The sequence below is a fragment of the Epilithonimonas pallida genome, from assembly GCF_900182975.1.
In the GTDB taxonomy this organism is placed as follows: domain Bacteria; phylum Bacteroidota; class Bacteroidia; order Flavobacteriales; family Weeksellaceae; genus Epilithonimonas; species Epilithonimonas pallida.
The window spans coordinates 387,688-411,090 of the sequence record NZ_FXUO01000004.1 but is presented as its reverse complement, the minus strand read 5'-3'; the positions used below and the strand labels follow the sequence as shown (position 1 = coordinate 411,090).

Below are 23,403 nucleotides of genomic sequence, written 5' to 3'. Positions count from 1 at the left end.
TCCTCTGGAGGGGTGGCGATTCGCCAAAGGCGAATTGACGGGGTGGTTATCCTGAATGAATCCAACCACCCTATTAGCTCAAAGAAATTTCAACTATAATTTTCAACAATAAAATCTTCCAATTCCTTCATCACCACAGAAAAATTGTGCTTCACATCCCAGTCCGTAATTCTAAAAACTTTCAGACCCAGACTTTCCAAAAACTTAGTCCTTTCCAGATCATATTCTTGTTTAAGGTCGTGATTGAACCCATCAATCTCAATCACAAGTCCCAACGTTTTTACATAAAAATCGACAATATAGTTGCCAATAATCCTTTGTCTGTCAAAATCAATATTGTGGAATGTTCTGTTTCGAACCTGTTTCCAGAATAACACTTCAGACAGAATTCCCAATTTTCTTTTTTCTTTGGTCAAAGTTTTTAAGAGAGGATTGTAAGGTAGGTCTTCTACAAAATTGCGGTAGATGATAATACCTTCAATTTGGGTTAGCATTTGTTTTCCTGACATTTGTATTTTTTTATGAATTTAAGTTTTTTCTTTCAGGTGAAGAAATTGAGAACCACCCCGTCAGAAATTCTCTGAATTTCTGCCACCCCTCCAGAGGAGGGGAATTCCCAGCCGGGGCGAATTTGAAAGTAACGATGCCGAATTTTGTGGATGAGCGTTTGTTTTAAAAGTCATTGCGAGGAGGAACGACGAAGCAATCTGTTGAATTGATTATGATAACTCCTTTAGATTGCTTCGCTTTGCTCGCAAATGACAGAACATAGAAAAACCTGCTATAAGGCAGGTTTTTTTTTCACTTTTCCATTAATTATTTTTATAAAATATCCTCCTCATCTTCTATAATGATTCCATCTTTTGCTAATGTATCATAATACAGTTTAGTTAATTCTGAAGTTAGCAAATCGTCATTCAATATTTTAATAAAAAGATTTTTCGAAATTTTTGTATCTAAACTAAATTGAGTTTCATCCTCATTTAATCTAATTTTTCTTTTAGTTAGGGGATGATTTTTTGCAAATGAAATAATATCTGCATTTGGAATATTTAATCTTAAAACTGGAGAATTCCTAGCTACCTTAGTTAATTTTCTAGCAAAACTTACATCATTTACTAGTTCTGCAAGAGAATCTATATTTGATACTATATTAATTCTATTGATTACATCTAAACTTACCGTAGCTTCTCTAATTATAACTTCGTGAATTCCAAAATTCCTTTCAATAGAGGCTAAATCAATAATTATGATTTCACTATTCACTCTTAAAGCTTGAAATTTAGGAGTAATTCTTAATAACTCGTCATCAAATTTTTCCAAAAGTTGATTAGATTTTTTGAATATATTTCCGCTTCGCCCTCCAATAACTTCAACAGGTGAAATATTTTTATATAATGAAATTTCTGATTCATCATCTGCAATCACTATAATTAGAGAATTGATTGCTGTTAATTTAGTATTGGAGAAATTGAAATTTGGAATCCCATCATTTCCTATAACAGATTGGAGTAATTCCAATTTCTCGGGAACTTCTAAATCATATTGAAAAAAAACTTTTGACCTTTCGTCTACTGTAGATAATGGCAAAACTACAAATTCGTTTTTTTCAATAATATTCGTTCTAATTGAGTTAATGAAAATAGTTTTAAAATTAGATAAGTCTTCATTTTTTATATTCAGTTTTTTAACCTCTTGATTATCTCCAACAATTGCGTATATTATTATTTGTAATTCGCCTTGAGGAGTAATTAAAAAATTTAGTGAATCATTAAGTTGGTTTTTATTCATTAGTTATTGTTTTTGATGCATAATATATTCTTTCATCGAGTTTATGATATTTAACTCTGTCGTCTTTTGATAATTTGCTTTTAGTTATTAAAATAATTGATTTACGGCTCTCTCCATTTCTAAATTCACCTTCGACTTTGTATATTCTAAATTGTAATATTGCCAATGTAGGATTGGCATAAAATAAATCTGTCCTAATGTAAATTACTCCAATCACAAATAAGATTATAATAAATGAAAATACATATCTCTTGTTATCAAAATTAAAACAAACTAGAGGAATAATATATGTTGTTAAGAATGTTAAATGCTCATAATCTATGTTTTCAATGTCTTTAATTTTGAATGATAATTCAGCTGTTCCTTTAGATTGAAAATTGAAATCTATAAGAGATATAGCTCCAATTATTAAGGCAAATACACAAAGAAGTGGAATAATATTTATTAAGAATATATTTCCAAAACCAACAAATTCGTAATCTTTTTTTAGATAAATTGGAATTTTTATTGTTATAATAATTATCATAACAAAAAGCAACCATAAGGAAAGGAAAAATAAACCAATTTTTCTGTACATAAACTATATTGATTTTGGATATGATAAATTTATGATTACTCTCTATTAATTATATTTAAACTATATGATTTCCAAATATATAAAATTATAACAATACACAACTACGGATTTCCGTAAACTAGAAAAATCGAACATCCAAAATAGTTTGTTTACAACCTTCATACATTTTACATTTCTTTAAAACAACCCTATTTGTAACCAAATACAACTTACATTTCTTTAAAACAAACTTGTTTGTAACCAAATACATTTTACACTTCTTTAAAACAGGGTTGATTGTGACCAAATACGACTGTATTTTGTTTCCAACAATATTGTTTGTGAGTTAATACTAAATTATTTACATTTGAGCTATGGGATAGTTCCATAATTAATAATAAAAACACATTTTACTGATGAAAATTACATTAGCACGCCTGAGCACCAAAGACCTTGCGACTTTGGCTCAGAGAATTCTCAGCAACATCCAGTCAGGAAAATATACTGTGATTACCAACCATCCTCTTACGGCAACTTTGCAAACCTCCTATGCCAGTTATGATCTGGTCTATACCAAGCAGATCTACAGCGGAAAAGGAAAAGACGTTGCCACGGCAGACCATGAGCGGGATGTTGCCTACAAAAATCTGAAAGCGTTTCTCAATGGTTACAGACAACTGCCTTCCGCACCCAATTATCAGTCAGCGGTGGATCTGTATGGCATCTTCAAAACCTTCGGACTGGACCTCGACCGTTTGAGCTATTCTTCCCAAACAGCCCAGATGAAGAAGCTGATAGAGACCCTGGAAACAGCTGAAAATATACAGAAGCTGAAAAACCTTTCTTTGGATGCAGCATTTGGAGAGATGAAGAGCAAGCACGAGGCTTTCGAAACGTTATTCGCTGATCAGGCAGAAGCCAATGCAGACCTGAGACAGATGACCAGCGCCTCTGCCATCCGCAAAGACCTGGAGAAAAACCTGAAAGCTTACCTCAACCTGTTGACCGCAATGAAAGGTGTATCGGGATGGGAACTGCTCTACAACGATACGAATGAGCTGGTGAAGGCAGCGAAGAATTCGGATATATAAATGGTATCAATTAAGTTTAGACTCAGCGTATGGCTGAGTTTTTTGTTCTGAACAAGCACTTCAACTATCATGTGTCATCCCGTAGGGATCTAAGCTCCAAATTTTCCAAGCTATTCTCTAATACTCCATTAAGATCCCTACGGGATGACAAACTGTATGGATTTTAATTGATATTTTTGACGCTTATAAATAATCATATTCTTAAAGAAAGGTTCGTGAATTCATTTAAAATCAAATAAAAATAATGAACAAAAAACTAGGGATCATAGGCTGTGGCTGGCTGGGAACACACATTGCAAAGAGAGTATCCAACCAATACGAAATCTTCGCAACAACAACTACGGAATCTAAAATAGAAGATTTAGAATCGGAAGGTTTCAACACTACTCTATCCAATTTTCCAGACAAATTGGATCCTGAAATGAAAGAATGGGATATGGCGTCAAAACTAGATGCGATTATTATCAGCGTTCCGTTTTCCGGAATCCGGGGCGCACAGATTCCAATGAGTCACAAACGCCAGAACCTCCTCAATTTCCTTGGCAATTACAAAGGTCAATTGTTTTTAATGAGTTCGACCGGCGTTTATCCTCAGATTGAAAAAGAATTTATAGAGGAAGACCTGCCCGCACAGGAAGTGGAAAGTGAAAGTTTTATTCTGGAAAGATTCCCTCAAACCAATATCCTGAGATTGGCTGGTTTGATGGGCGATAATAGACTCCTCAAGAATTACAACATCTCCAATCCCGATCACTTGGTAAACCACATCCATTACGCCGATATCTGTTCCGCCATCGAAAAAATGCTGAAGCAAAAATCCCAATCCAAGGTTTACAACATCGTAGCGCCTATCCATCCCAGTAAAGAAGAAGTCATCAATGCCCAGAAAGGGCTCTCCTACTCTGGTGAGCGCGCTACCAAAGGCAGAACCATTTCGCCCGAAAAGCTGATTCAAGAATTGGATTTTGAGTTTCAATATCCCGATCCGCGGTATTTTCATTTGTAGATTTTACTGCTCATAACAACAAAAACTTCCACGGCCAAACTGTCAAAAATCATCCAAAATCCAAAGCCAACAAAAACATATTTTGGGTATAGAAGGAGTATACCGATAGCTTCAAAAAAACTTCTGTCAAAGTGTCAAAATATATATGCGAGAAACAAAGCATCTTAAAGATATTTTAACATCCCCTCCCAACCTTTGGAATCATTCTTGAACCTAATCTATAAAATCGTTCATTATGGAAGCCAATACAATCAAAACTATCGCAAAATACGGATTAGGTGCAATGCTGATTTCCGCAGGAATCGGGCATCTCACATTCGCAAGAAAAGAATTCCAGGCACAGGTCCCGGAATGGGTTCCGTTGGAAAAAAATGATACCGTTGTCTATTCCGGCATTGTGGAAATTGCAATAGGAACGGCTATTATTGCTGCTCCAAAGAAATATGAATCTCTAGTGGGGAAAGTTGCGGCAGGATTATTTACAGCTGTTTTTCCCGGAAATTACACCCAATACAAAGAAAGGAGAAACGCCTTTGGCCTTAATACCGATAATAAAAGATTCGCCAGATTATTTATGCAGCCGTTATTGTTACTTTGGGCAATCAAATCAACAGATTAATACTATTGGAATCCATTATAAACTCAGCATTAAGTTGAGTTTTTTATTTTCGAATAGAATAAATCAATAATTCTTTTATTTCCAAAATGAATTTTAAACTCTAAATTTATACTTCGAAAAATCGATTTTAATTCAAATCAAAAACTATGAGTTCAATACAATCCAATTTTAACAATTTATTCAAATCAGAAAACGAAATCCCGGAAGAATATAAGGTCCCAATAATTCATCAGAGAGAATACCTTCTCAACGGAGAACTGGTTCAATGGAATGGCGACGTGACAGAAATCTATTCGCCGGTTTGCATCCCTACGGAAAACGGTTTGGAAAGAAAGCTGCTAGGCAGCATCCCGAATATTGGACCAAAAGAAGCCCTTGATGTTTTAGATGCTTGTGTAAATGCTTATGACAATGGACTTGGCGAATGGCCGACCATGTCTGTGGAAGGCAGAATCAAGTGTATGCAAAGGTTTGTTTATCTGATGATCAAAGAGCGTGATTTGGTCATCAAATTACTAATGTGGGAAATTGGCAAAACCCTACCCGATTCTACTAAAGAATTTGACCGAACTGTAGATTACATCAACCAAACTATTGATGCTTTAAAAGATCTTGATAGAGAATCATCCCGTTTCCAACAAGCAGAAGGAACAATTGCTCAAATCCGTAGAGCGCCACTTGGCGTAGTTCTAAGTATGGGACCATTTAATTATCCTTTGAATGAGATCTTCACTACGTTGATTCCTGCTTTGATTATGGGCAATACGATTTTGTTTAAACTTCCAAAACACGGTGTTCTTGCGCATTATCCTTTATTGAAAGCGTTTCAGGAAGCCTTTCCAAAGGGAACTGTAAACACATTGTACGGAAAAGGCTCAGAAATCATAACGCCGATTATGGAAAGCGGTAAAGTAAATGTTCTGGCTTTCATCGGATCAAGTAAAGTCGCAAATGGTTTGAAAAAACTGCATCCAAAAGTAAACAGATTGAGAGCAATTCTAAGTCTTGATGCTAAAAATGCGGCAATCGTTACCAAAAACGCCAATCTGGATGTTGCTGTTAGCGAATGTATTTTAGGTTCGCTATCGTTCAATGGTCAAAGATGTACTGCTTTGAAACTGATATTTGTTCAGAAGGATGTTGCAGAAGAATTCACTCAAAAATTAACGGCAGCCGTTTCTGCAATGAAAGGAGGATTGCCTTGGGAAAAAGATGTAAAAATCACACCACTGCCCGAAGTGAACAAACCGCCTTATCTGGAAGAATGTATCGCAGATGCCGTTTCAAAAGGGGCTAAAGTACTGAACGAAAATGGTGGTTACAACGAAGCTTCTTTTGTTTTCCCAGCAGTGGTTTATCCGGTTAATGATCAAATGAAATTATACCACGAAGAGCAATTCGGTCCGGTGATTCCTGTTGTGCCGTTTGAAACGATTGAAGAACCAATTGATTACCAAGTGAACGCAGACCATGGGATGCAGGTCAGTATCTTCAGTGAAGATGCAATGGAAGTTTCAAAACTGATTGATCCTTTTGTGAATCTTGTTAGCCGTGTGAACATCAATTGTCAGGCTCAACGTGGTCCAGACGTTTTCCCTTTCACAGGAAGAAAAGATAGTGCGGAAGGAACGTTGTCTGTTTTTGATGCGTTGAGATCTTTCTCAATCCGGTCATTGGTAGCGGCAAAAATCACCGATTCTAATAAAGAACTTTTGAATACGATTGTCAGAGACCATGATTCTAACTTCCTGAGTACCGATTATATTTTCTAAAAAATACCAGATCTATTTCTGGCTTTAGACCTTTCAAATTCTATCCGCAGTTGAAATTAGCTGCGGATTTTATTTATATGTTATAGCAGTTTATAAAAAATTGCTAAAATTCCGGATTCGATTTCAGTATTGTTTTTTTTGCAGTATTTTTGAAGTCTAAATTTCTGAATTGAAAAAATTAGACAAATATATCATCAAGACTTTTTTCGGGCCATTTCTGTTTATTTTCAGTGTATTGTTTTTCATTTTTATTGTGAACATTATCTGGACTCAGATGTCACAGCTTACAGGAAAAGGTCTTACCTATTGGGAAATCACCAAGTTTCTTTTCTATCTGGGAATCAGTGTTGTGAGTATGGTTTTGCCACTTACCATTCTACTATCTTCTATCATGACCTTTGGAGATTTTGGAGAACGTTATGAGCTGGCCGCGATGAAAGCTGCGGGAATCTCACTTGTGCGTGTAATGATGCCGCTTTTCGTAACGGTATCCCTGCTTTCTGTCGCCCTCTTCTTCTTTTCCAATAACATTATTCCTGATTTTCAGAGAAAAGCGAAGAATATGATGTTCAATATAATCTCTTCCAAACCTGCGATCAATTTTACTCCTGGTGTTTTCATAGATCAGATTTCGGGTTACTCGGTAAAATTTGATAAAATCTATGGTGAAAAGGGTGAAAAATTGGAAGGTGTTTTTCTTCATAAGAACGCAAGTGCTTATGATGATCAGCAAACTATTATTGCAAAAAAGGGAAAATTTGCGCCTGCAGTTGACAGAAATTATCTGAAACTGATTCTCTATGATGGCTATGTTTTTACAGATGACATCTCTAACAAGTCTTATAATGACAGACTGAAACAACCGAATCAATCGGTGAGATTCGATAGCCTGGTGAATCATTTTGACATAAGTGAGCTGATTAACAATGCAATCGAGAAAGAAAAAATTACGGACGATTATCGTTTCCAGACTTATAATGAAGTTGCAAAAACTCTGGAAAAAAACAGGAAAGATAATATTACAACCCTAACTTCTATTGCTTCGCCTGTTATTTCGCAAACCAACAATTATGTTCAATACATCGATAAAACAAAAACTAAAAATAAAATCAAGGAACCTTATAAAATAGATACACTTAAAAAAGATAAAAAACTAGAAGTGCTTTGGGGCGCCTACAACAAAATAGAAGCCCTGAAAACAAGTATAGATTCTAATGAGAACTCGATCAGAGATACTGTAAAACAACACAACAAGATTGTTATCTATCAACAAAGGATTGTTTCATATTCCTTCACATGTGTTATCTTCTTTTTGATTGGCGCCAGCCTGGGGTCAATCATCAGAAAGGGAGGAATGGGACTACCAGTTATCATTGCCATTGTCATTTTCATCATCTTTTACGTTTTGAATTTGTCTGTAGAAAACTTGTCATGGAAAGGATCTATGAATCCTTATCTTGCAACCTGGATCCCGAATATGGTTTTATTCCCGTTCAGTGTCTGGCTGACTTATAAAGCCCTGACTGACTCACAGCTCTTCGATATTGAAAAATACAGAGCGCTTTTCAAACCGATTATTGAAAAGTTCTCCAAACCGAAAGAACACCAACGTTATCAATAAATAAAAAAACCTCTGAAAGAATATTCTGCCAGAGGTTTCTTATGAAGAAGAAAGAAAAGATTAATTTTTAAAAGCCAATTGCAAAAGATGTGTTTTGACTTCGCATCGCAAACAGCTCAGTATACATTCTGTAAAATAATTTTGAGCGTCTATTGCTTTGGTCAACGGGTGTAATTCAATCTTGTCAGAGTGGACAATCTCACCTAAATAAGAAATACTGTAATAAGCAAAGATCTCTTCACCAGACTCGGGAACCGGCGTTGCATAACCCGTTGTTGCGATAGACCAATCTGTAGCGAATTTTTTGGCCACATTAAGCGCCATTGCATCCGTGATCTCTTTTGAAACACAGTTGGCGGATCTGCCCTGCTCCGGATCGATACCAAGATGTTTTACTTTCTCTTCCAGAGTATATGCCGTTAATCCTCCTCTGAAAAACCGTTCTGCATCAGGCATCTGAGAAAAAGCCAGCTGCACGAATCCCGATGTTACGCTTTCTGCAATAGAAATTGTCTCATTTCTGTCGATCAGATAATAGCTGATTTTGTCTAATAGTATCTTTGGAAATTCCATAAGTTTGATTTTTTGTGTAATTATATATATTATCTATTTCTGCCTAACAAAAGCTTTGCCAGATTATGTTAAATAGAGACATTAACATATTTTTCAAAATAATGAAAATCTTCCTTCTTGTTTATCGTCAAATGAAACATCAATTGGATCGGATCTTTACAACCTATACTTTCAAAGCAATCAAAATTTGCAATAGATGCGTATATTTTGTTGATGTCTAAACCTTTAAGAATCACAAATAAGAGAAATATATTATGACTTATTTCCTTCGCGTATACAATAGCTTCTTTTTCAAACTTTTTTCCGTTGTTGATTACATTCAGAAAGCTTTCGGATTTCAGGGATTTTTGTAGTTTTTCACAGTTCATAGTTCTGTTTTTTTGGAAGTTAGAAGAGACTGCCTCCCAACCAATATTGATGAGAGGCAACCTCGAAAAAGAATGGATTGATAAGAGTCTGTTGTAACTTATACATCTCCGTCATTAAACGAAGACGCATAATAAAGTGCATTTCATTTCTCTTAAAAAAAGAGACTTTCTATTATTGTATTCCAAAGTTACAAAACATGACATTTGTCAGTTTATGATCCAAATCATATCAATGAAAATAAATTCTAATATAATATTTTCCTATTACGAATTTTCAGGATATTTTTCTTTTCCATTACCTTCAATGTCCTTATTGTTGTTTCCACACAAAGGCCGGTAAGATTTGCCATTTGTTGCCTTGTAAAAGGAATCTGGTAAGAAAAAGGTTCTTTGACCCGGTTAGAACTTTTAAGATAATCCATAAGGATTTTCAGTTTAACAGCAGGACTTTGTGAACACATATTCTGTGTCATTATTTGCTTGAAATACAAATTCTCAGAAATAAATCTGTTAATATCCATCCAAGTCTCCGGGTATTTTTCCAACATTTTGAAAAACTGAGCTTTCGGTAACTTGAGTATTTTGCAATTTGTTGTGGTAACTGCATTCATAGGATAACTTTTATCCATGAAAAGTAAAGACTCTCCAATACTTTGTCCCTTTTCAAGGATGTTCTGGAGAATCTCTTTACCTTCTTCGTTGTAATTATTCAGTTTTACCTTACCTTCAAGAATCTGATAATAATGGTTCGGGTTATCTCCTTCTGAGAATATATTTTCGGAAATATTGTAATTTTCAATTTCCGCACCCATTGCTTGTAAAATGTTTTCGTTGATAATCATAATAGATTAATTTTAATTTTCTTATGATTTTAGAATTCTTCACAACTGGTGAAATCAGGAGAAAATATGATTTGATTGAGTGTATATCCTTTAGGATAACGACTGCTTAACGTCTCTGAACAGAATCGACTCGAGTTGTCGCTGTATCAGTTCTAATAGATGCTGTATCTGCACCTGCTTGATTGTTAGTGGCTGCATTATCCTGTGTAACAGTACTAGAGTCAACGCCGCTGTTTTGATAGCCTGTGTCTTTTTTTGAACAACTCAGGACAAATATCATTATTCCGAGAATTGTGAACATTAAGTTTTTCATAACAATTATTTTTTATAATTACATCCGCAACAACATCTATTCCATAAAACAAAAAATTAATCTATTATGATTATCAATAAAACACCTTAATTAACAAATTAGTCAAACATTACAACTTTACAACTAAAATAATTAACAATAACAAAATTAAATTATAAAAAAAAATGCAATGATATAAACAAATACAATAGTGAAGGCCGTTAAAATCTGAAAATTAAAGATTCGTAATGAATGAGAGATTTAATTGTAAAATAAATTTTATTAAAAATATAACCATTTAAATTACAGACAATTTATAATACTTCATTACACAATGAAAATTAAATAATGACTGACAATAATTTATTTTTTTTGAATTGCGACGATAAAGTATCTATATTCGTAAAACAAAACTGATGTTATGAGAAAAATAATTCTTTCTGTCTGTACCGTTGCAATTTTGCAGTCGTGTGTCGTTTCTACTGCCGCAAAGGTGGTAAAAGGTGTTGCAAAAGTTGGTTACAAAACGGTAAAAGGTACGGTGAAAGGTGTAAGCTGGGCGGTAAGCAAAGCTAACGGAAAAATTGATGAAGACCGTATCAACGGAACCTGGAAAGTTGTCGGTGTTTACAAAGGTTCGTTTGAAACCTTCAGCAATGATCAAGCCCCTGACAGTTCCTTTAATAGTGATTGTGCAGAAGGTTTTGACCAGATTATCTTCAATTCCAAAAAATCCAAATTCAAACCGGTACATTGCAGCACCGATAAAGAAGACTGGCAAAAGTATGATTTCGAATTTGGAAAAAATCCTTTGACCAAAGAGAAAGAAAACTACATTGAGTACAATTCCAGCAATTATATTTCTGTAATCGATATCAACAGCAAAACTATGATTCTTGAAGGTAATCTAATGCCAAAACTAGCTTTTTCAGGTGCTAAGCTTTATCTTTTGGAAAAAGTAAAGTAACTGATATTTAACAAAATAAAAAAACCGTCTGAAAATCTAGACGGTTTTTTTATCAAGTTTTTCAACTTTGCAGAAAGGAAGGGATTCGAACCCTCGATACAGTTACCCGTATACTACCTTTCCAGGGTAGCTCCTTCAACCACTCGGACACCTTTCTAATTGAGGTTGCAAATATAATGAAATATCCGGATTTGCAAAATATTATTAAAACTCTTCTGTAATTTCGCCACAAATATTCTCACTAAAGATTTCAGGGAAAGCTTGGTCATATTTAGGATTTTTGAGAATATGCATGACTTTGGTAATAGCAGATTCTGCGGTCATATCTTTTCCACTGATTGCACCTATCTCCGTAAAAATATTACTATTGCTGTATTTTCCGAAACTAATACCTCCCGATATGCACTGACTTATCACCACAATCTCGATTCTACGGCTTCTTAATTCCTGAAGTACCGATCGTGTTTTATCACTATTGAAAATTGTTCCCGAACCAAAAACCTGCAAAACAATAGCTTCGGGTGTTTTTAGCTCCAGTAAAGATTCAAAGTTCATTCCCGGGAAGATTCTGTAGAACAGAACATTTTCATTGAGATAAGTATCCAATTGAAATTCGCCTTTCGGTTTCCAGAGCAAATCTTTTTCAATATTGAGATGAACACCGGATTGTCCAAGAATAGGGTAATTGGGACTTTGATAAGCATCGAAAAATTCTGCAGAATATTTTAAGCTTCTATTTCCGCGAAGAAGTTTGTATTCAAAGTAAACAGCCACTTCTTTTATAACCGCTTCATCATTTTCATAGAGACTTGCATAATATAGACTTGTCAGAAGATTTTCCTTAGCATCGGTTCGTAAATCTCCGATTGGCAATTGAGAACCTGTTAAAATCACTGGTTTGCCCAAATTTTTCAGCATAAAGCTCAATGCTGAAGCCGTGTACGACATTGTATCTGTCCCATGAAGAATCAGAAACCCATCAAATGTGTCGTAATTCTTATGAATCCATTCCGCAATCATCCGCCACTCTTTCGGTCCCATATCAGAAGAATCTACAGGATTTTCGAATGGATGAACCGAGACTTCACATTCCAAAAGATTCATTTCCGGGATTCTTTTGAAAATGGTAGAAAAATCAAACGGAACGAGACTGCCTGTGGTGTAATCCTTTTCCATCCCGATTGTTCCGCCGGTATAGATCAATAGAACTTTTCTTTTCATATAATAATTTGATTCGAAGGTCAAAACTGCAGCCTACTTTCTCAGGATAAACTCACGCCAATTAAGCAGCCATAAAAACCTCAGCAAAAGTAAAATTTTAATATGAATCGGAAAAATAAAAAATGCCCGTTTAAAAAACGAGCATTAATTTTATATTTAAGTTAAATTATTTAACCAAAAGGATACTGGCAATTTGATTAGCCAACTCGGTTCCGATTCTGTCCTGGGCTTCTTCTGTTGCTGCGCCGGTGTGAGGCGTTAAGGATATTTTTGGGTGTGTCAGGATTTTCTCGGAAGGTGTCGGTTCTTTCTCGAAAACATCAAGACCTGCAAACGCTAATTTTCCAGAGTCTAAAGCTTCAATCAAAGCTTCCTCATCAATTACGCCGCCTCTTGCACAGTTTACAATCGCGGCACCGGTTTTCATTTTATCCAGTTCTGCTTTACCGATAATTGGCCCATTCTGAGCAGGAACGTGAAGTGTGATGAAATCAGAATGCTGGATCAACTGCTCCAACGGCTCTGTTTCAATCTCCACATTAATATATTGCTGATTGTAGAAATCTACGCGTACACTTGCCTTTCCTATTTTGGTATCAGAAGCGATCACTTTCATTCCCAATCCAAGAGCGATTCTTGCAACCTCCTGCCCGATTCTTCCGATTCCGACAATTCCGATAGTTTTACCTCTCAGCTCAACACCTTTTTCGTAAGCTTTTTTCAGTTTTGCAAACTCAGTATTTCCTTTCACAGGCATCTGTCTGTTCGAATCCTGAAGAAATCTGCTTCCTGAGAAAAGATGAGCAAATACCAATTCCGCAACAGATTCCGAAGAAGCTGCAGGCGTATTAATCACATGCTTTCCTTTTTCTCTCGCATAGGCCACTTCGATATTGTCCATTCCAACGCCTCCTCTACCGATGATTTCCAGACTTGGACAGTTATCTATCATTTCCTTCGTCACCTTTGTTGCACTTCTTACAAGCAAAACCGTGATTTGATTTTCATTGATATAAGTAATTAGATTTTCCTGAGGCACTTTATCCGTAATTACCTCGAATCCGTTTTCTTTAAGCGCATCTATTCCGGACTGTGTCAATCCGTCATTTGCAAGTACTTTCATAGTATTATAATTGATAGTTGATAAATGATTATTGATGATGAATTGATTCCGAATTACTAAATCATTCACCATTCAATCGTTTATCATTGATATTGTTAGTCACGGAAAACTTCTATGGTCACTTGTTTTTCAACCATATCCGTGAATTTCCCTTTGTATCTTGTTGCTTTTACAAGGTGGTTGTCTATCCAGTGGTAGTTCCCGCCTCTTGGTTTGCCCATCAGCACACTGTGATATTTGAATCCGTGTTTGTCCAGCCATTCTTCTGTAATCTGTCTGAGATCCTCGGTTCTGGAAGTGAAGAAGCAAATCTGATGACCTTCATCATACCATTTGTTGATTGTTTCCAACGCATCCGGAAAAGGTTCGCAGGTTATCATTCTTTCCGGTTCTTCATTCGGAACATCATCCGTAATCGTTCCATCAATATCGATCAGGTAGTTTTTAATATCACCTTTCAGCATCGGGCTCAGATGTTCTATGTATTCTAATTCCATCGGGTTCAAAATTAAGTTTGCAAAATTAAATATTTCTATGCTAATTCACAAATCATTATCAAAAGCTTAACAAAAGGTTCATTTTATAGAAAATTTTTAAGAATAATTTACTTTTATTTTTACTAAAATAAGTTCTGGACCAAAAAATTTTAAGTTTCAGGGAAAATTATCGGGTATAATTCATCCGAAAAAGATATCATTAGTTTTTATATATTTGATTTCAAAGAAAAACTATGGAGAAAAAACTCAAACTTTGGGACGCTGTGATGATCGTAATGGGCTCGATGATAGGAAGCGGAATTTTTATCGTGAGTGCCGACATTATGCGAAATCTGGGTTCCGGCTATTGGCTGATTGTCGTCTGGCTAATCACAGCGGCTATGACCGTTGCAGCGGCGATAAGTTATGGTGAATTGTCAGCAATGTTTCCAAAAGCAGGTGGGCAATACACTTACATCACAGAGATTTTCGGCAAACCGATGGGATTTCTATACGGCTGGGGAATGTTCACGGTGATTCAAACAGGAACCATTGCGGCAGTTGCAGTTGCTTTCGGAAAGTTTACAGCTTATCTTGTCCCGGCACTTAATGATGCAGCCCCGATTTTCCAAAATGGTGATTTTAAAATCACCTGGATTCAGGTTCTGGCGATTTTGGTGATTCTTTTTTTGACTTTTGTCAATACACGGGGCGTAGAAAGCGGAAAGCTTCTCCAAAATGTTTTTACCTCATCCAAAATCATTGCACTTCTTGGTTTGATTGTTCTTGGTTTTGTTTTGATTTCTCAATCCAATTGGAATTCCAACATGAGTTTCGGTTGGGACGCATTCCAAAATCTGAAACAAACCGAATGGAAAAGTATTTCCGGAGCGACTATTCTGGGCGGAATTGCAGCAGCGATGGTTGGTTCGGTTTTCAGTTCTGTGGCTTGGGAGAATGTAACCTTCATTTCCGGCGAAATCGAAAATCCAAAGAAGAACGTTGTAAAAGCAATGATTCTTGGAACTTCTGCAGTAATGATTCTTTATCTTTTAGTGAATTTTGTTTACCTCAACGCACTCGACAGAGATTCTATCGCATTTGCTGCGAATGATAGAGTCGCCGTTGCTGCTGCCGAAAAGATGTTCGGAAATGCAGGAACCATTATCATTGCAGTTCTTGTGATGATTTCGACTTTTGGCTGTGTAAACGGCATTGTTCTCGCAGGCGCAAGGGTTTTCCAGACAATGGCAAAAGACGGATTGTTCCTGAAATCTGCCGTTGAAAATAACAAAAACGGCGTTCCCGCAAAATCACTTTGGATGCAAGGGATTTGGGCAAGTTTGCTTTGTCTGAGCGGACAATATGGCGATCTACTGGATATGATTTCGTTCGTGATAGTTTTGTTTTATATGATTACGGTTTTTGGTGTCATCTATCTGAGAATCAAAAAACCTGAACTGGAAAGAGGTTACAAAACATTCCTATATCCTTTCACACCTGTTCTTTATCTTTTAATCGGAACTGGATTTTGCATTCTGTTATTCATCTATAAACCGCAATATACTTGGCCTGGATTGGGATTGATTCTGCTTGGACTGCCGGTTTATTTTTTTATTAATAAGAAAACAAGTAGCTAATCATTTATGAAAAAATATCAAGTATTTGTAAGTTCTACTTATGAAGATTTAAAAGATGAAAGGAAAGAAGTAATTCAAGCCTTATTAGAATTAGACTGTATTCCTGTTGGAATGGAAATGTTCCCAGCAGCTGATGAAGACCAATGGAGCTTAATAAAAGATTTGATTGTTGATTGTGACTATTACATTTTAATTATAGGAGGTAGGTATGGTTCTTTAAGTAAGGAAGGCATAAGCTATACTCAAAAAGAATATGAATTTGCAATTGAAAACGGAATACCTTCTATTTCTTTTTTACATAAAACTCCAGACCAAATTATTGTTGCAAAAACAGATAAGGATAAAATTAAAACTGAATTATTAGAAAACTTCAGAAATATCGTCTCCGAAAAAATGGTTAGATTTTGGGAAACTCCCGAACAACTTGGTTCCATTGTGAGCCGTAGTCTTGTTAAGCTCATTAAATCAAGACCAAGAATTGGTTGGGTAAAATCCGATAGAATTAGTTCAGAGGAATCGTCATTAGAAATATTGAAATTAACTCAAGAAATACAAAAGTTAAAAAACACTTTAAATGATGCTACAAATAAACAAGTTGAAGATTTATCACAAGCTGATGAACTATTTGAGATTTCTTTCAAATATAAAAAATCACAAAATGTAAATTATAAAGATGAAAAAATAAAAATTAGTTGGAATGATATATTTACTAGAGCTTGTACGGTTTTTATTAATGAAGCTCCAGAAGAAGCATTTAGAGCAACACTAACAAGTTATATAAAATTTTTATTACGAAATAAAATTTCAGATATTAAAAATTTAGTTATAATTACTGATTATTTTATAACAATATTAATTCAATTCAAAGCTTTAGGTTTGATTGAAAAAAGTGTAAAAAATCGTTCCGTGAAAGACAATAATACTTATTGGAAATTAACTAAAAAGGGAGATGATTTGTTAACAAACTTGAGAGCAATAAAAAGGACTGAATAATAAACCTAATGTATATTTTAATAAATAGTTTTTTCTCAGACATAATCTCAAAATATTCCGATAATGAAATATTAAAAACTGATTATTGGCAAGAAATAGAAAAATCTTATTCTCAGAAAAGCAGAAAATATCACAATCTCATTCATCTTGAAAATATGATTCTAGAATTGGAAAATGTGAAAGATGAAATCTCAGATTATGATTCTTTACTTTTCTCCATTTTCTATCATGATATTATCTATAAAGCGACATCAAAAGACAATGAAGAAAAAAGTGCAGAAAAGGCAAAAATCAAACTTGAAAAACTGAATGTCCCTCAAGAGAAAATAACTAGAATTTACAATCAAATCCTAGCAACAAAATCACACAAAAAAAGTGAAGATTCTGACATCAATTTTCTCCTTGATGCAGATTTGGCAATCCTTGGTCAGGATTGGAAAATCTATGAAAATTACACTCAACAAATCCGAAAAGAATATTCAATTTATCCTGACTTTATGTATAAGCCTGGACGCAAAAAAATTCTGACTCATTTTTTAGAATTTGAAGAAATTTTCAAAACCGATTACTTTAAAGGAAAATATGAAGAAAAGGCGAGAGAAAATATTCAAAGAGAATTAGTAATCATCTAACTCTCCAGCAAAAACTCCTTATAATTCCCCAAAAACTTAACATCAGCTCCAATCGCTCTTAACTCATCAATTGAATTGATATAAAGAACATTGTTCCAATCGCCGACAACCGTTACAAAAAAGAAATAGTTACCGAGTTTGGTTTTCAAAGTTCGGGATTCGATTTTGCTAAGGTTCATATTTCGCCACGCAAAAACCGACAAAACCTGATGCAAGCCTCCGGCGTGGTCTTGTGGTAAAGTAATCAGAAGCGCTGTTTTCTTTCCGATACTTTCCATTTCATTTTGATAAGAATTTTCGGTCTTAGAAATTACAATAAACCGGGTGTGATTTTCTTCCACATCGTGGATATTGTCATTAATAATTTTCAAACCGTATAATTCAGCCGCAAATTTGTTAGCCACAGCCGCAATTTTTCGGTCAGGATTTTCAGAAACCCGTTTGGCAGCAGCTGCCGTAGAAGCGAATTCCTGTTTTTGAACGTCCGGATAATTTTTGTTAAGTGAATGAAAACTTTGCGCAAGAGCCTGCGGATGAGAATAAATTTTCTCAATCGTGTTGTCATTATCGTTATTTGGATGAATCATCAGATGATGTGCAATCGGCATTACAGCTTCCGCTTCCACTCGGATTTCAGGCGTCTGATAAAGATAATCCAAAGTCATCGAAACCGTCCCTTCTATAGAGTTTTCCAATGGAACCACCGCTTTGTCCACTTCATTATTCTGGACCGCCAGAAAGCAATCCAAAATATTAACTTTCGGAATCAATTCTTCATTTGGGAATAATTGAGTCGCTGTCAACTGCGTAAAAGAGGCTTCGGGTCCTAAGAATGCTATTTTCATACTGCGAAATTAAATATTATTCTTTATTTGAACACAAAAGAAGATTTATTCGTTAATAGAAAATCCTTCGACTCCGCTCAGGATGACAATTCTAATATTAACACAATCAATGTCAGGCTGAACAGAGTTGAAGCCTTTATCAACAAAAAGTAGAAAATTTGAATAAAACTTTTGTGACTTTTGTGGTTAGTCTAATCAAACGTCTTCTTAGAGAAATCAAAATTAAAATTTGCACTTATGATAAAACCATTGTTATACTGGAACACGTTTTTACCTTCCACTTCCCTTCCCAACTGCACAATTTGATTCAGATAACCGCCTTCTACTCTTACCAAATCATTGAATTTATACCCTAACAAAACTCCAATTCTGTTTTGGTCAAAAATATTCTCGCCGACATTTTTTCCGAAGCCAATCATTACCTCATCATAAACTGCCATATAAGGCGTTTTCGCTGCAATCGAAGTTCCTTTCAAAGGCATTTGCAAACGAATCATATACCGCGCTCGGTTCATAAAAGGATATTGGTCTTCCGAGGTGAGATTAGCATTAGAATATCTCCCGACCCAGCGCTGTTCCAGCATGAAGCGGTGCGACAAATCGATTTTTCCAATCTTGTCGGTTACCGTTGCCATCTCATAAATTCTGTGTTCTGTGAAGTCTTTTCCCATTCCGTTCAATGGGATTTCGCCGTAAGGAAAAGTCTCTGCCCAAGCGTAACCTAGTCGCAATTGCAGGTTTGGATTTGCCTGATAATTGATTCCCAGACGCAAAAGACTCTGTTGCCAGGTCGTGATATAATCATTTCTCCTCCACTGATATTCGGTGTGGATGGAGAATTTTGAATCTAATTTGAAAGTTCCGTTGTAAGCATACCAGCCAATATTGTTGTGATCGCTGATTCGGTTTTGTCCGAAAAAAGAATTTGAAATTAAAACTAAGAATAATGCGCTAAAGAATAAATTTGCTTTAGTGAAAACCATATTGAAATTTTATCGATTTCAGCAAAAATAGGGATTCGGAAAGGCAAAAGCAAATTGGGCAAACTGTATTTTGTTTTAACGCAAAGGCACAAAATAATTTAAAATGAAACTTATATTTAAGGTACCAAGATTTTAGCTTCGTTAAAATTTAATTGGTTTCTATGCTGATTGCGGGAACTTTATAATTATTGTATTTCTTATCGGGTTGGAGGATTCTGGCTCTTTTCAAAAGATCTTCCGAAATCAGAATCGATTGGTTATGAACTTCGATATCATTTAGGAAAAACCTTGATTCTTGAGTGAGATCTAATTTCGCTTTAGCTTCAGCAATTGTTACTTTTTCGATAGCCTGAGGTTTTTTCATGATGATATTAATCAAGCCATTTTTTACAAGGTCATCATATTGCTCGATTTGTGTGGATGGTGATTTGTAAACCTGAACACTTTCGATATCATTTGGATTGAAACTATGAAGCAAAACATTAGAAACAATCACATTATCAACAATGTAAATTGGATTGACTTCAGATTTCTGAGCAAAAGAAAATTGAACACAAAAGAAAATTGCCAAAGCAAGAATCAGCTTTTTCATAAAAATTTGATTTAATTTTAAACTAATAAAAATACAAAACCTTTATCAATTGGTATTTTTATTAAGAATATAAGTCTTTTTCAATGTTTTTGAACCTTGATTATATTCAATTGAAAAATAGTCCTTAAGATTGAGATAATTTTTAATATCATTAACAAAATTTTCTACCGGATGAAAAACAGAATATTTGTTTGAATGCGTCGTTAATTTGATCTCAGTTATATTTTTATCTTTTTCTAAAACTGAAATTTTGATTATTTGCGAAATATCAATAGTAATTAAAAAAGTTGTCTTAATTTTTAATTTTGTTCCTTTAAATTCATACAACCGTATTTTGCCAAAGTAATGTTGAAGCAAAATAAAAAACATTAAAGCAATAATGAGAAATGGAAAAAAGGTAAATCCAGCAAATGCTTTTGAATATATGCTATAATCTGAATTAAAAAGATAATTGATGAAAGCAAGTATTTTTTCTTTTTGCGAAAAGACAATCACTGCATAAATAAAGAATATGATAATTGTTACAATAAAATAATTAGTAAATTTTTTCCAATCAATAATATTCATTTTGGAATTTGAATTTTTCAAATCTATTAATTTCATCCTAAAACCTGAATATTAATCCTCATCTCAAAATATAAACTAATAATCTAGTTAGCATCGCCTTTTTCGATACCTTCTTCTATTTTTTCAAAAACCTCTTCTTGTTCATCATTAGAAATCTCGAATTGGTCTTCTTTATCCTCATTTCTTACAACCAATGAAATCCAAATCGGAAAATGGTCAGAATCCACAGATCTCATCACTTTCATATCGACCAATCGAAAATGCGGACTCACGAAAAAATGGTCAAGAGGCCAACGCAAAAACCAATATTTGACGTGAAATGTATTGAACATTCCTCTTCCACGCCGCGGGTCGAGCATTCCGCTGGATTTTAGAAATAATTTGGTTGTTCTGGACCAAGCGACATCATTCAAATCTCCAAAAACAATGGAAGGTTTGCCATAATTCTTCGCTTTTTCACCAACCAAAAGAATCTCCGCATCACGCTCGGTACTTTCCGAATTTTCCTGTGGAACCGGCGGTGTCGGATGGATTCCGAATAATCTGACTGTCTGATTATTGTATTCCAAATCGGCAACAATCGACGGAATATCATCGTCAATCAAATAATTGATTTCGTAATTCTTAACCGGGAAATGGCTGTAAAATAAAAGTCCGTAAGTGTTGGCCAAAGGAACTTCGATTTTGTATTCGTAATGTTTTGTAACCGATTTCAAAGCATTTTGCCATTCTTCATCGGTTTCCAGAAAAAACAAAACCGATGGATTTTGTTCTTTAACCAAATCAATCAATTTCTGATAATTCCTGTTATGCTGATAAACATTACAAACTAAAATATCGAGAACTTTCTCACCAGAATCGGGTTGGATTTTATCAATCATCGTTTTCCCGAATCTGGTGTAGGGAATGATGATGTAAAATAGATAAACGCTGCAAACGATCTCTACAGCAAGAATGATTTTTTCGCAAATATCTGGCTTATCAAAAACAAAAAACCAAACAATAATCAGAACAAGGAGAATTACAAATTTCTGAAATCGTGGATAATCGAAAACCCGGAACGTCCAGTAATTATTTCTGATAGCCGGAATCAGCACCGACAAAATCGCTAAAACGGAAATAACCCAATACAGACAGTGCGTGATACTTTCCATTTTACTTTAATCCTTGATGTTTTTTCCGAGAATAATCAGACTTCTTTTTTCACCGTCGAGTTCGGCAATATTTTTGAGATTTGCCCATAATTCAAAACCAAACTTTTCGAACAAATTCAAACTCGGAAGATTATGGGAGAAGATGAAAGCCAGTAGATTTTCGATTCCAAGGTCCTGAGATTTTTCGATGGCATATTCCAGAATCAATCTACCCAAACCTTTTCCCCGATATTTTTCATCAATATAAATACTGATTTCTGCCGTTTTCTGATAAGCCGGTCTTCCGTAGAAATCCTGAAAACTTACCCAACCAACCATATTTTTATCCGAATCCAAAACTATCCAAAGCGGACGGAATTCGGAGTTATGCTGATGAAACCAGTTGATTTTACTATCAATAGAAACGGGTTCCAAATCAGCAGTAACCAATCGCGATGCAACTGTAGAATTATAAATTTCCACAATCTTCGGAAGGTCTTCTAAAGTCGCATCACGAAAAGTCATTTTAATGATTAATTGTTAATTATTAATTGAGTTAAATGCTTGTTCCAAATCAGCAATCAAATCCTCTGCATCTTCGATTCCGACACTTAGTCTTACCAAATCAACTGTGATTCCCAAAACAGCTCTTTTATCTTCAGGAATCGAAGCGTGTGTCATCATTGCAGGAAGATTTGCTAATGATTCTACTCCACCCAAAGATTCTGCCAAAGTGAAAACTTTTACATTTTCCAGGAATTTAATCGCATCTTCTTTTTTACCGGATTTGAACGTGAAGGAAACCATTCCTCCAAATTCCGTCATTTGCCTTGTCGCCAAATCATATTGCGGATGAGACGATAATCCCGGATAATAGATCTTTTCTACCAAAGAATGATTCTCAAGATATTTAGCGATTTCGAAACCGTTGTCAGAATGTCTTTGCATTCTGAGCGCCAAAGTTTTGATTCCTCTTAGCACCAAATAAGAATCGTGAGGTCCCAAAATTCCACCACTTGCAAACTGGATAAAATGTAATTTTTCTCCTAATTCCGCATCTTTTGCAATCAAAGCGCCGGCAATCACATCAGAATGTCCGCCCAAATATTTAGTCGCAGAATGCATCACAATATCAGCACCTAAATCCAATGGTTTCTGAATATAAGGCGTTGCAAAAGTGTTATCAACCGCAATTAAAATATCTTTGCCTTTTACAGTATCAGCAACCATTTTGATGTCTACCAATTTCATCAAAGGATTGGTCGGTGTTTCAAGCCAGATCAATTTGGTTTTATCGGTAATAACATTTTCCAATTCCTCAACATTATCAAAACCGATGAATGTAAATTTCAACTGATACTTTTCGAATAATCTTGTGAACATCCTGTAAGAACCTCCGTAAAGGTCATCTACAGCAATTACTTCATCACCAGGACTTAGTAATTTCAGAACACAATCGATAGCAGCCAAACCTGAACCGAAGGCCAAACCTCTCGCTCCGTTTTCTATGCTAGCCAAAGCATCTTCCAAAGCTTGTCTGGTTGGGTTTGCACCTCTTGAATATTCGTAGCCGGAAAGCAGTTGTCCCGGACTTTTTTGTGCGAAGGTTGATGTTAAAAATACAGGAACATTCACCGCACCGGTTGCTGGTTCGTGGTGTTGTCCACCGTGTATAACTTTTGTATTGAATTTCATAATAT

The 23,403-nt window shown here is 35.1% G+C and carries 26 protein-coding genes and 1 tRNA gene; 9 read left to right on the top strand and 18 right to left on the bottom strand.

Annotated elements, in window-relative coordinates; translation table 11 throughout:
• Nucleotides 1–89: 89 nt before the first annotated feature.
• The 3 genes from QOL71_RS10255 to kwaA all read right to left on the bottom strand — a co-directional run bounded on the left by QOL71_RS10255 (nucleotide 90) and on the right by kwaA (nucleotide 2,368).
• Entirely contained in the window at nucleotides 90–509 is a 420-nt protein-coding gene (locus QOL71_RS10255) for an endonuclease domain-containing protein (RefSeq protein ID WP_283416832.1), read from the bottom strand.
• A 313-nt stretch (nucleotides 510–822) separates the two neighbouring features.
• Entirely contained in the window at nucleotides 823–1,791 is a 969-nt protein-coding gene (gene kwaB, locus QOL71_RS10250) for an anti-phage protein KwaB (protein ID WP_283416831.1), read from the bottom strand.
• On the bottom strand, nucleotides 1,784–2,368 hold the full coding sequence (gene kwaA / locus QOL71_RS10245; protein WP_283416830.1) for an anti-phage protein KwaA: 585 nt from the start codon (nucleotides 2,366–2,368) through the stop codon (nucleotides 1,784–1,786). Before kwaA ends, kwaB begins: the two co-directional genes overlap by 8 nt.
• Nucleotides 2,369–2,763: 395 nt before the next feature.
• On the opposite strand from kwaA, the gene QOL71_RS10240 reads away from it, so the two are divergent.
• From QOL71_RS10240 to QOL71_RS10220, 5 genes are all read left to right on the top strand, one after another.
• Complete coding sequence (locus QOL71_RS10240; protein WP_283416829.1) at nucleotides 2,764–3,438, top strand: DUF6261 family protein; 675 nt, start codon at nucleotides 2,764–2,766, stop codon at nucleotides 3,436–3,438.
• 244 nt (nucleotides 3,439–3,682) lie between these two features.
• A complete protein-coding gene (locus QOL71_RS10235; RefSeq protein ID WP_283416828.1) occupies nucleotides 3,683–4,444 on the top strand; it encodes a Rossmann-fold NAD(P)-binding domain-containing protein in 762 nt (253 codons plus the stop codon).
• Between the two features lie 235 nt (nucleotides 4,445–4,679).
• Nucleotides 4,680–5,063, top strand: a complete 384-nt coding sequence (locus QOL71_RS10230; protein WP_283416827.1) for a DoxX family protein — start codon at nucleotides 4,680–4,682, stop codon at nucleotides 5,061–5,063.
• A 146-nt stretch (nucleotides 5,064–5,209) separates the two neighbouring features.
• The gene (locus QOL71_RS10225) at nucleotides 5,210–6,835 is read left to right on the top strand and encodes an NADP-dependent glyceraldehyde-3-phosphate dehydrogenase (protein ID WP_283416826.1); all 1,626 of its coding nucleotides are present in this window, start codon (nucleotides 5,210–5,212) and stop codon (nucleotides 6,833–6,835) included.
• Between the two features lie 169 nt (nucleotides 6,836–7,004).
• Entirely contained in the window at nucleotides 7,005–8,456 is a 1,452-nt protein-coding gene (locus tag QOL71_RS10220) for an LptF/LptG family permease (RefSeq protein ID WP_283416825.1), read from the top strand.
• 60 nt (nucleotides 8,457–8,516) lie between these two features.
• On the opposite strand, the gene QOL71_RS10215 is transcribed toward QOL71_RS10220, so the two are convergent.
• From QOL71_RS10215 to QOL71_RS10200, 4 genes are all read right to left on the bottom strand, one after another.
• Entirely contained in the window at nucleotides 8,517–9,029 is a 513-nt protein-coding gene (locus QOL71_RS10215; RefSeq protein ID WP_283416824.1) for a CinA family protein, read from the bottom strand.
• 68 nt (nucleotides 9,030–9,097) lie between these two features.
• Entirely contained in the window at nucleotides 9,098–9,397 is a 300-nt protein-coding gene (locus tag QOL71_RS10210) for a hypothetical protein (protein ID WP_283416823.1), read from the bottom strand.
• Between the two features lie 245 nt (nucleotides 9,398–9,642).
• Nucleotides 9,643–10,239, bottom strand: a complete 597-nt coding sequence (locus QOL71_RS10205; RefSeq protein WP_283416822.1) for a Crp/Fnr family transcriptional regulator — start codon at nucleotides 10,237–10,239, stop codon at nucleotides 9,643–9,645.
• A gap of 106 nt (nucleotides 10,240–10,345) precedes the next feature.
• Complete coding sequence (locus QOL71_RS10200; RefSeq protein WP_283416821.1) at nucleotides 10,346–10,540, bottom strand: hypothetical protein; 195 nt, start codon at nucleotides 10,538–10,540, stop codon at nucleotides 10,346–10,348.
• A gap of 412 nt (nucleotides 10,541–10,952) precedes the next feature.
• Here QOL71_RS10200 and QOL71_RS10195 point away from each other — a divergent pair, with 412 nt between their 5' ends.
• Nucleotides 10,953–11,498 carry a hypothetical protein gene (locus QOL71_RS10195; protein WP_283416820.1) on the top strand — a complete coding sequence of 182 codons (546 nt, stop codon included), beginning with the start codon at nucleotides 10,953–10,955 and terminating at the stop codon, nucleotides 11,496–11,498.
• Nucleotides 11,499–11,568: 70 nt separating this feature from the next.
• Here QOL71_RS10195 and QOL71_RS10190 read toward each other — a convergent pair.
• The 4 genes from QOL71_RS10190 to QOL71_RS10175 form a co-directional block, all read right to left on the bottom strand.
• A tRNA-Ser gene (locus QOL71_RS10190) sits at nucleotides 11,569–11,655 on the bottom strand.
• Nucleotides 11,656–11,702: 47 nt separating this feature from the next.
• Nucleotides 11,703–12,719: an asparaginase gene (locus QOL71_RS10185; protein ID WP_283416819.1), complete on the bottom strand. Its 1,017-nt coding sequence runs from the start codon at nucleotides 12,717–12,719 to the stop codon at nucleotides 11,703–11,705.
• Between the two features lie 166 nt (nucleotides 12,720–12,885).
• On the bottom strand, nucleotides 12,886–13,842 hold the full coding sequence (locus QOL71_RS10180) for a D-2-hydroxyacid dehydrogenase (RefSeq protein ID WP_283416818.1): 957 nt from the start codon (nucleotides 13,840–13,842) through the stop codon (nucleotides 12,886–12,888).
• Between the two features lie 95 nt (nucleotides 13,843–13,937).
• The gene (locus QOL71_RS10175; RefSeq protein WP_283416817.1) at nucleotides 13,938–14,339 is read right to left on the bottom strand and encodes an LNS2 domain-containing protein; all 402 of its coding nucleotides are present in this window, start codon (nucleotides 14,337–14,339) and stop codon (nucleotides 13,938–13,940) included.
• A gap of 233 nt (nucleotides 14,340–14,572) precedes the next feature.
• Between QOL71_RS10175 and QOL71_RS10170 the strand changes: the two genes are divergently transcribed.
• From QOL71_RS10170 to QOL71_RS10160, 3 genes are read left to right on the top strand one after another with little or no spacing between them, the layout of a single operon-like run.
• Nucleotides 14,573–15,958 (top strand): APC family permease, encoded by a 1,386-nt coding sequence (locus QOL71_RS10170; RefSeq protein WP_283416816.1) that lies wholly within the window; start codon nucleotides 14,573–14,575, stop codon nucleotides 15,956–15,958.
• 6 nt (nucleotides 15,959–15,964) lie between these two features.
• Nucleotides 15,965–16,951: a DUF4062 domain-containing protein gene (locus QOL71_RS10165; RefSeq protein ID WP_283416815.1), complete on the top strand. Its 987-nt coding sequence runs from the start codon at nucleotides 15,965–15,967 to the stop codon at nucleotides 16,949–16,951.
• Between the two features lie 8 nt (nucleotides 16,952–16,959).
• Entirely contained in the window at nucleotides 16,960–17,583 is a 624-nt protein-coding gene (locus QOL71_RS10160) for an HD domain-containing protein (protein ID WP_283416814.1), read from the top strand.
• On the opposite strand, the gene pheA is transcribed toward QOL71_RS10160, so the two are convergent.
• From pheA to QOL71_RS10125, 7 genes are all read right to left on the bottom strand, one after another.
• Nucleotides 17,580–18,428 carry a prephenate dehydratase gene (gene pheA / locus QOL71_RS10155; RefSeq protein ID WP_283416813.1) on the bottom strand — a complete coding sequence of 283 codons (849 nt, stop codon included), beginning with the start codon at nucleotides 18,426–18,428 and terminating at the stop codon, nucleotides 17,580–17,582. The two genes, QOL71_RS10160 and pheA, sit on opposite strands and share 4 nt — an antisense overlap.
• Before the next feature lie 191 nt (nucleotides 18,429–18,619).
• Entirely contained in the window at nucleotides 18,620–19,411 is a 792-nt protein-coding gene (locus QOL71_RS10150; protein WP_283416812.1) for a DUF2490 domain-containing protein, read from the bottom strand.
• 148 nt (nucleotides 19,412–19,559) lie between these two features.
• The gene (locus QOL71_RS10145) at nucleotides 19,560–20,003 is read right to left on the bottom strand and encodes a SusC/RagA family TonB-linked outer membrane protein (protein WP_283416811.1); all 444 of its coding nucleotides are present in this window, start codon (nucleotides 20,001–20,003) and stop codon (nucleotides 19,560–19,562) included.
• A gap of 45 nt (nucleotides 20,004–20,048) precedes the next feature.
• Nucleotides 20,049–20,606, bottom strand: coding sequence for a hypothetical protein (locus tag QOL71_RS10140; protein WP_283416810.1), 558 nt, complete (start codon nucleotides 20,604–20,606; stop codon nucleotides 20,049–20,051).
• 47 nt (nucleotides 20,607–20,653) lie between these two features.
• On the bottom strand, nucleotides 20,654–21,724 hold the full coding sequence (locus QOL71_RS10135) for an endonuclease/exonuclease/phosphatase family protein (protein ID WP_283416809.1): 1,071 nt from the start codon (nucleotides 21,722–21,724) through the stop codon (nucleotides 20,654–20,656).
• Nucleotides 21,725–21,730: 6 nt separating this feature from the next.
• The gene (locus QOL71_RS10130) at nucleotides 21,731–22,228 is read right to left on the bottom strand and encodes a GNAT family N-acetyltransferase (protein ID WP_283416808.1); all 498 of its coding nucleotides are present in this window, start codon (nucleotides 22,226–22,228) and stop codon (nucleotides 21,731–21,733) included.
• A 15-nt stretch (nucleotides 22,229–22,243) separates the two neighbouring features.
• Nucleotides 22,244–23,398 (bottom strand): cystathionine gamma-synthase, encoded by a 1,155-nt coding sequence (locus tag QOL71_RS10125; protein ID WP_283416807.1) that lies wholly within the window; start codon nucleotides 23,396–23,398, stop codon nucleotides 22,244–22,246.
• Between the last annotated feature and the right edge of the window lie 5 nt (nucleotides 23,399–23,403).

Excerpts from the sequence above, each read along its gene's own strand:
- QOL71_RS10240 (WP_283416829.1), top strand. The coding sequence starts at position 2,764 with ATGAAAATTACATTAGCACGCCTGAGCACCAAAGACCTTGCGACTTTG.
- QOL71_RS10210 (WP_283416823.1), bottom strand. The coding sequence starts at position 9,397 with ATGAACTGTGAAAAACTACAAAAATCCCTGAAATCCGAAAGCTTTCTG.
- QOL71_RS10150 (WP_283416812.1), bottom strand. The coding sequence starts at position 19,411 with ATGGTTTTCACTAAAGCAAATTTATTCTTTAGCGCATTATTCTTAGTT.
- QOL71_RS10215 (WP_283416824.1), bottom strand. The coding sequence starts at position 9,029 with ATGGAATTTCCAAAGATACTATTAGACAAAATCAGCTATTATCTGATC.
- QOL71_RS10195 (WP_283416820.1), top strand. The coding sequence starts at position 10,953 with ATGAGAAAAATAATTCTTTCTGTCTGTACCGTTGCAATTTTGCAGTCG.
- QOL71_RS10185 (WP_283416819.1), bottom strand. The coding sequence starts at position 12,719 with ATGAAAAGAAAAGTTCTATTGATCTATACCGGCGGAACAATCGGGATG.
- QOL71_RS10180 (WP_283416818.1), bottom strand. The coding sequence starts at position 13,842 with ATGAAAGTACTTGCAAATGACGGATTGACACAGTCCGGAATAGATGCG.
- QOL71_RS10145 (WP_283416811.1), bottom strand. The coding sequence starts at position 20,003 with ATGAAAAAGCTGATTCTTGCTTTGGCAATTTTCTTTTGTGTTCAATTT.
- QOL71_RS10130 (WP_283416808.1), bottom strand. The coding sequence starts at position 22,228 with ATGACTTTTCGTGATGCGACTTTAGAAGACCTTCCGAAGATTGTGGAA.
- QOL71_RS10255 (WP_283416832.1), bottom strand. The coding sequence starts at position 509 with ATGTCAGGAAAACAAATGCTAACCCAAATTGAAGGTATTATCATCTAC.
- QOL71_RS10125 (WP_283416807.1), bottom strand. The coding sequence starts at position 23,398 with ATGAAATTCAATACAAAAGTTATACACGGTGGACAACACCACGAACCA.
- QOL71_RS10140 (WP_283416810.1), bottom strand. The coding sequence starts at position 20,606 with ATGAAATTAATAGATTTGAAAAATTCAAATTCCAAAATGAATATTATT.
- QOL71_RS10225 (WP_283416826.1), top strand. The coding sequence starts at position 5,210 with ATGAGTTCAATACAATCCAATTTTAACAATTTATTCAAATCAGAAAAC.
- pheA (WP_283416813.1), bottom strand. The coding sequence starts at position 18,428 with ATGAAAATAGCATTCTTAGGACCCGAAGCCTCTTTTACGCAGTTGACA.
- QOL71_RS10165 (WP_283416815.1), top strand. The coding sequence starts at position 15,965 with ATGAAAAAATATCAAGTATTTGTAAGTTCTACTTATGAAGATTTAAAA.
- QOL71_RS10200 (WP_283416821.1), bottom strand. The coding sequence starts at position 10,540 with ATGTTCACAATTCTCGGAATAATGATATTTGTCCTGAGTTGTTCAAAA.
- QOL71_RS10175 (WP_283416817.1), bottom strand. The coding sequence starts at position 14,339 with ATGGAATTAGAATACATAGAACATCTGAGCCCGATGCTGAAAGGTGAT.
- QOL71_RS10230 (WP_283416827.1), top strand. The coding sequence starts at position 4,680 with ATGGAAGCCAATACAATCAAAACTATCGCAAAATACGGATTAGGTGCA.
- kwaB (WP_283416831.1), bottom strand. The coding sequence starts at position 1,791 with ATGAATAAAAACCAACTTAATGATTCACTAAATTTTTTAATTACTCCT.
- kwaA (WP_283416830.1), bottom strand. The coding sequence starts at position 2,368 with ATGTACAGAAAAATTGGTTTATTTTTCCTTTCCTTATGGTTGCTTTTT.
- QOL71_RS10170 (WP_283416816.1), top strand. The coding sequence starts at position 14,573 with ATGGAGAAAAAACTCAAACTTTGGGACGCTGTGATGATCGTAATGGGC.
- QOL71_RS10160 (WP_283416814.1), top strand. The coding sequence starts at position 16,960 with ATGTATATTTTAATAAATAGTTTTTTCTCAGACATAATCTCAAAATAT.
- QOL71_RS10235 (WP_283416828.1), top strand. The coding sequence starts at position 3,683 with ATGAACAAAAAACTAGGGATCATAGGCTGTGGCTGGCTGGGAACACAC.
- QOL71_RS10135 (WP_283416809.1), bottom strand. The coding sequence starts at position 21,724 with ATGGAAAGTATCACGCACTGTCTGTATTGGGTTATTTCCGTTTTAGCG.
- QOL71_RS10205 (WP_283416822.1), bottom strand. The coding sequence starts at position 10,239 with ATGATTATCAACGAAAACATTTTACAAGCAATGGGTGCGGAAATTGAA.